A 6,000-nucleotide genomic window follows, 5' to 3' on the forward strand; every position below is an offset into this window, starting at 1 on the left:
TTAACGTACTTAATAAATTTTTTTAAGCTTACTTTAACTGTTGGATTGAAAAAACTTTTCATAATAAAAATTTTAAAGGTTATTAATTATTTGTTTTGTACTAATACAACAGCTGGTATAGCTTTTACCCTACTTATTATTTTTATTTTTTTTAGTAAAAACGCATTTAAATGTTTAAATGCTTAAAAAGCAGGATGAAAAACGTATTTATAGTTTATTGTGCTAGTTTGTAATTGATACAGTTTTTCATTTTAGGTGTGAAATTTGAATGCAGGAAGCAGTATAAAAATTCAGATTTTATAACTTTTTTAGTAAAACCACCCAATCCTTATTTAAATTTAGAGTATTATCCGTAGTTGGAAATCCTAAGTTTCTATGGTTACTCCCAGTTATAATTGGTACTGAGCCTATTTTGAGTTTCCCCCCAACTAACGGATCATACCAAAATACTTTAAATTTATTTTTGGCAGCTTTTAAATTAATGGTAATGTCTTTATTTAATTTAGGAAGATAAATTGCGTAGATTTCGTTAGGGAGTTGAAAGCAATATCCATTTTTGATACTCAGCAATTCATGCTTTGGTTGCATTTGCCAAAAAGGAAGGTGTTCATTAAAAAAGTCTTTAGCAATTTTATTAAGTTCCCAAAGTTGGTTGCGTTGCCTCCAATCCTCGGAACTTAAATCGTTATGAGGGTGTTTAGCTCCAAAATACCATTCGACACCTGCGGCTCCTGATAGTAATGATCCCCATAAAACATGTTGTCGCAAAGGATTGTGAGTAGGATCTAATGAATCTGGCAAAGCACCAGTATGCCAAAGTCCAATTTCATCCATTTATTGCCAGCTTCGCTGGATTTTTTGTGCCAATACGTTACCGCTTCGCTTGTCAGCTCTCTTTGCTCCTGCTGAAGCGATAGTCCGTCCAAATAACTAAATCCTAAAATTGGATTTAAAATTTTATTACGCGTGGAATCAATTGCATGAGTATGAACAACTACTGGATGTTTATATGGATCATTATTTTTGATAAATTTAGCCATGTTTTTTCGTTGTGTATCATTTTGACCTTTTGGAGACCAATGTGCAGGGCCGTTTTCCTCACCTAAATTCCAAATTAATGCTAAATGATGTCCTAATCTCGCAATCAATTCATTTAAGTAAAGTTTTCTGAGTTTTCCTAAATTTCCGTTGTCCTGCATAATTTCATTTTCGGTTTCTTGTAATACATCATGAAGCGCTATGCCTTTAGACTGCATGTGTTTAAGAACAATTTCCCACTACGCTAATTTACTTACATCAAATTGGGTAAGGTCTTTAGGATTTATATAAGGCCACACATCCTTTCCATCACCTAAAATATTTAGCGTTAAAAAGTATACGGAATTCATTCCTTTTTCCGCTAAATAATTAATAGCACCAATAATTGCCTTACCCTTATCGTTTTTCCAGGTAGGATCACCAGTTTTCCAATCTTGAATATGGGGTTTGTATGATTGAATAGTATTAGGAGGGGCAGCTTCATAAGCTCGGGACTCAGTTTTAATTCTGAAGGTGTTATCAAAATCTTGGTAACCTAAAAAATTTTCAGGACTATTTGCTCCGGTTTTTATCCAGTACTTTTCTTTATTTTTAAATTTGAGGTAGCCATTTGAAACTTTTAAAAAGCCATTAGCTTTAAAATTATTTTTTTTCCTTGTCGGAAGGGATGATTATAAAATTACCCGATGCATTTGAAAGTGCAATTGTTTCCGGGGTTATTGATTTTTCAGTAACAGCAATATCGTTGCCTTTAAGTAATTGTGCTTTATAATTCCATTGACCTGTTAGTTTGGGAGTAAAATGAACCCTTCAAATGTTACCAGTTGTTGCACTAGTTTCAGCAGCATTACCATCAGCAGCAAAATAACCACGAATGCTTTTTTTGGTTTGTTTATGTGTAAAATGTATAATGAGTTTGTAGTTAAGAAAAGGATTATAAACGGCAGCCTCGTCAGTTTCAGGCCCCTTGAAATCTAAAGTAATTGTATGCTATTTCATAAAAACTGCTGTGGAATCCTTACTTTTAAATAGGTATTTGAATGGTGTTCAGGGAGCTTTAAACGCTCAATGGAAACAAGTTCAGGGGTTCCACCACGGTTGCCACAACCAGAAGCAGTGTATATATAATTAGCCACCCGAGCAAAACCCGTTCCATGTCTTCCTGTATTTAAATTTGGCCAATTATTCCATGTGTTGCTATCGGTATTAAAGGCAATAACCTCATGATGAACTTTCAATTGCCTATCACTTTCACCTCCTCCAATGATTATTTTACCGTTCCAAGAAAAGGCTGAATTACCTGCGGTTTGAATTGGAATTTTCATGTTATTGGTCACGGGCTCTCATTTGTTAGTCAAAAAATTATAACAATTTCCGTGTGAAACGGTTTACGAAATATCCTGATTTGTAGCTTTATAGGTTCGGCGTCCAGCAAAAGTATAAAGCTTATCCTTATTAATAACTGCCTGAAAGTGATCCCTAGTGTAGGGAGCATCCTCAAGTACTTCCCAGCTTCCTGTTTTAGGATCGTACACATCAAACCATGGTTGGTATCCTTTTAAATGTCCATTAGTTATACCGCCAATTAAGTAAATTTTATTTTTATAGGTTACAGCGCCACATCCTCCTCGTCTTCGGTGGATGGGAATGGAATCACCAAACGTAAATTTATTTTGGTCTGGGTAAAAAACAAGTACACGATTTAATGGCTTTTCATTTGGCCATTGACCAGTCATTGCTCCAAATTATATAAATGGCGTTACCAATAACTACAGGCTGAAAATGATGGACTTCAATTGGAGTAGCAACTTTTTCTTCCCATGAATTTGTAGAAGGATCAAAAACAGATGTTGGATTGATCCGCCGACCATCAATTAAATAGAGCTTTGACTTATATGCTGCAAAACCAGCCTCATGCCTAGCTGTCGGTTGTCCTTTGGTTTCAAGTGTTTCTCATTGCCATTGCGCAACTACTTTGTGCTGACAACTAGCCAAGCAAAATATACCAATAAAAAATATAAACTTAAATTTCAGTTTTAGTCTCATAACACTTTAATCAACAAGAATGTCCCTGTAATTTATAACATTTAGCTTCATTTTTAAGATAATATTGAATATTACTGTAACGAATAGTGTCTATTATTAAGGTGTTAATATTTTCAAAGAGTAAATTAGCTTAAAATAATTACCTAGTTTGGGGTAACTAATATCAGTTCTGATTTTAGATTACTCTAATAAAAATCGGATATTTTTTATTTTGAAGTATCGAGCAAAAAAAACTTTTTTAAAGGAGTAATTTAACTCCCGAAACGGTGTAAGATTGTACTTTATAAAGGGCAGCCTTTACAATTATTTTTAAAATTGTAAGTGATATCAAGTTTTGAGTAGCAAAAAAGCATCTAACCTTTTTAAAGTTAAATGCTTTTTTTGATGGTATGCCAATATTGGTTTTATACAGTAATTTAATGTCTGAAATTGTATTATTAATAAATGGCGTTAATCTAAATTAATTTTGCAACAACTGAATTGGACCTAAGCGTTCTCTTTTATACTCAGTATAATAAGGTTCATTGGGATTATTACTAGGTACAACTACATCAACAATTAAATAAAAAGAGATTGACTGGGGTAGTATTGTTCTTGAAAATTCATTAATGTATCCAACCTCACGCGAATTAGGGCCGATAGTTTCAGGAGAATAAATACCGTTGATTTTTCCATCAGCATTAAACAAAAAGTTAAGGGTTACTTCATTATCTAAATCAACAGTTTTTCCTAAGGTTGTGCCAATACTTCCATGAATTCCATCGGAAATGTTTGAAAATTGTAGTTGAAAATACGCAATACTTGCAGATGAATTTGTAATTTCAGGAATAGTCCAAGAAAATTTAACGCTATTGTCAGTAATTTTTAATGCCTTAATTTCAAAATCTGAAATAAAAATTTTGTTAGCAGTTTTTTGCGAAAAGTATTTAATTCTCAATTTGCCTTCATTATTTTGATCTTTTGCTACTATTTTTATTTTATACGTGGTATTTTCATTTAATGAATTGATGCTGTAATAATTACCTCTTGCTCTAAAGGTGTGATTTTCTTCAATTTTTACTCCATTCAGAAATACATCATGCCTATAATTTGCATAGGTGTCTCTTGAGTCTATGTACCATCCAAATCTTATTCTACTATCAGTTATGGCACTGTAATACGTGTTGAAATTGGGATCTGAATTTTGAACTTGATATCTAACTAATCTATTTAAAGACCAAGATTTGCTTTCAAAAGAATAAGTAAAAGAGTTTCTTAATTTGGTATTGTCCCATTTAGGTAATGCAATATAATCGCTGTTACTGCTATTGTAAACATAGGTATAATTAGAATCTTCAAAAACAATAGAGTATTTTATTGTAGTTCCTTTATCAGGATTGCCATACACATCTTCTCCAATTTTTTCATAATAAAAACCATCTGATGCAGCCCATGTTATTACGGTATCCAAAACTATATTAGGTAGCGGTTTTTGATTAGTATCTAATACTTTAGCGGCTGTCTTAAGTTCATTTAATGCTGAAGAATTATCAGATAATTGCTCGAAAGATATAGGTAGCGGATTTGAGGTTTTAGTATCAAATGCATTTTCCTTTATGCCGTCCGTTTCACATGAGATAAACAATGAAAAGCATAGTGCTGCTGATAATGTTGCAATCTTTTTAATTTTATTAATCATAACTTTTAAAAATTTAGAGTTGTTGAAAACGTAAAATTATGATGGTAAATATTATTGTTTTACCCTGAATTCAGTGTTTTTTAAATTTTTAACGAATTTTAAATTACAAGATTAAACTAATTGAACTTATTTGAATCCACTGAATTCAGGGGGTAACTATCACTGAAAAGGATGTTTTATAGAAATAACCCTTTAACTGAGCAACAAAAATCTAATAATAAAGAGAAATCAAAAATTCGAGTACGGAGTAGAATACGTTTTTGGGTTTATGGAAAATTCAATGGGCAGTACGTTTTTCAGAAAAGTAGGTGCTAAAAAACTACAATTCAAAAAAAAGCACAAAATCAAATTTGTTGGAGGAATCAGTTTTTAGAGATACCCTTTAGAGTATTATCCTTAGTTAGAAATCCTAAATTGCTATTGCAGAAGCTACAGTCTGTTTAAATATCTAAATCCTAAAATTATACCATTAAAATTTGTTACATCAAAATGATTAGGAATCAGTTTATATTTTTAGCAAATGAGGTAAACTAATATATTAAGTACTTGTTTTTTTGTTTTAAAAAATAGTATATGATAAGTGTTAGTTACATAATCTTGGGTTTAATTTCTTCAATACTTGGAAGCATACTACCAAGCTTTTTAAATTTAACTGTTATTAAATTCAACTTAAAATATGGTAAAAAATCATCTTTTTATCTAATATTTGGGATCTGTTTTATTCTTTTTTTTCAAGCCAATTTAGGAGCGTATTTATCGAGTGTGCTGGTCAAAAATTCGGAATACATTCATGTAATCCAAAAAGTTGGAATCGGAATATTACTCATATTATCGTTTAATTTCTTTCGAAAATATTTTACTCCATCTACACGTAAAATAAATAAAAAAGGAAAGCCTAAAAATGCATTTGTGCGTGGCTTATGGATTTCATTTATCAATACATTTGCTATTCCATTTTATTTTCTAGTAATTTCATTTTTAACAGAGTTAGGTCATTTCACTTATTCCTTAGTAAATAGTATGTACTTCTCACTGGGCTCCATAACTGGATCATTAGTAGTATATACAATATATGCAATTGTTGCTAGTAAAATTGAAAAAAGCATTTCACACATCGCTACAAAGATGGATCTTGTACTAGGTTGCGTAACAGGTATTGTAGGATTAGGCAATCTCTTAAGTTACATTTAAATAATCAATTTTTGCAACTCCTTTAAATTTTATAAAAGAATAAATGT

General features: G+C 31.5%; 7 protein-coding genes. 1 reads left to right on the top strand and 6 read right to left on the bottom strand.

Annotated elements, in window-relative coordinates:
• Positions 1–297: 297 nt before the first annotated feature.
• The 6 genes from GMC_RS20925 to GMC_RS0117430 form a co-directional block, all read right to left on the bottom strand.
• Positions 298–834 (bottom strand): putative collagen-binding domain-containing protein, encoded by a 537-nt coding sequence (locus GMC_RS20925; protein ID WP_029489715.1) that lies wholly within the window; start codon positions 832–834, stop codon positions 298–300.
• On the bottom strand, positions 786–1,256 hold the full coding sequence (locus tag GMC_RS20930) for a hypothetical protein (RefSeq protein ID WP_029489716.1): 471 nt from the start codon (positions 1,254–1,256) through the stop codon (positions 786–788). The genes GMC_RS20925 and GMC_RS20930 overlap by 49 nt, the downstream gene beginning before the upstream one ends.
• A 592-nt stretch (positions 1,257–1,848) precedes the next feature.
• On the bottom strand, positions 1,849–2,022 hold the full coding sequence (locus GMC_RS23050) for a DUF5060 domain-containing protein (protein WP_369073179.1): 174 nt from the start codon (positions 2,020–2,022) through the stop codon (positions 1,849–1,851).
• Between the two features lie 11 nt (positions 2,023–2,033).
• A complete protein-coding gene (locus GMC_RS20935) occupies positions 2,034–2,363 on the bottom strand; it encodes a Kelch repeat-containing protein (RefSeq protein WP_029489717.1) in 330 nt (109 codons plus the stop codon).
• A gap of 63 nt (positions 2,364–2,426) precedes the next feature.
• Positions 2,427–2,774, bottom strand: a complete 348-nt coding sequence (locus GMC_RS20940) for a Kelch repeat-containing protein (RefSeq protein ID WP_029489718.1) — start codon at positions 2,772–2,774, stop codon at positions 2,427–2,429.
• A 770-nt stretch (positions 2,775–3,544) separates the two neighbouring features.
• On the bottom strand, positions 3,545–4,762 hold the full coding sequence (locus GMC_RS0117430) for a hypothetical protein (protein ID WP_010522102.1): 1,218 nt from the start codon (positions 4,760–4,762) through the stop codon (positions 3,545–3,547).
• Positions 4,763–5,335: 573 nt separating this feature from the next.
• Between GMC_RS0117430 and GMC_RS0117440 the strand changes: the two genes are divergently transcribed.
• Positions 5,336–5,953 (top strand): LysE family translocator, encoded by a 618-nt coding sequence (locus GMC_RS0117440; RefSeq protein WP_010522103.1) that lies wholly within the window; start codon positions 5,336–5,338, stop codon positions 5,951–5,953.
• The last annotated feature ends 47 nt before the right edge of the window (positions 5,954–6,000 follow it).

The sequence above is a fragment of the Aquimarina agarivorans genome, from assembly GCF_000218485.1.
In the GTDB taxonomy this organism is placed as follows: domain Bacteria; phylum Bacteroidota; class Bacteroidia; order Flavobacteriales; family Flavobacteriaceae; genus Aquimarina; species Aquimarina agarivorans.

Excerpts from the sequence above, each read along its gene's own strand:
- GMC_RS20925 (WP_029489715.1), bottom strand. The coding sequence starts at position 834 with ATGGATGAAATTGGACTTTGGCATACTGGTGCTTTGCCAGATTCATTA.
- GMC_RS20935 (WP_029489717.1), bottom strand. The coding sequence starts at position 2,363 with ATGAAAATTCCAATTCAAACCGCAGGTAATTCAGCCTTTTCTTGGAAC.
- GMC_RS20940 (WP_029489718.1), bottom strand. The coding sequence starts at position 2,774 with ATGACTGGTCAATGGCCAAATGAAAAGCCATTAAATCGTGTACTTGTT.
- GMC_RS20930 (WP_029489716.1), bottom strand. The coding sequence starts at position 1,256 with ATGCAGTCTAAAGGCATAGCGCTTCATGATGTATTACAAGAAACCGAA.
- GMC_RS0117440 (WP_010522103.1), top strand. The coding sequence starts at position 5,336 with ATGATAAGTGTTAGTTACATAATCTTGGGTTTAATTTCTTCAATACTT.
- GMC_RS0117430 (WP_010522102.1), bottom strand. The coding sequence starts at position 4,762 with ATGATTAATAAAATTAAAAAGATTGCAACATTATCAGCAGCACTATGC.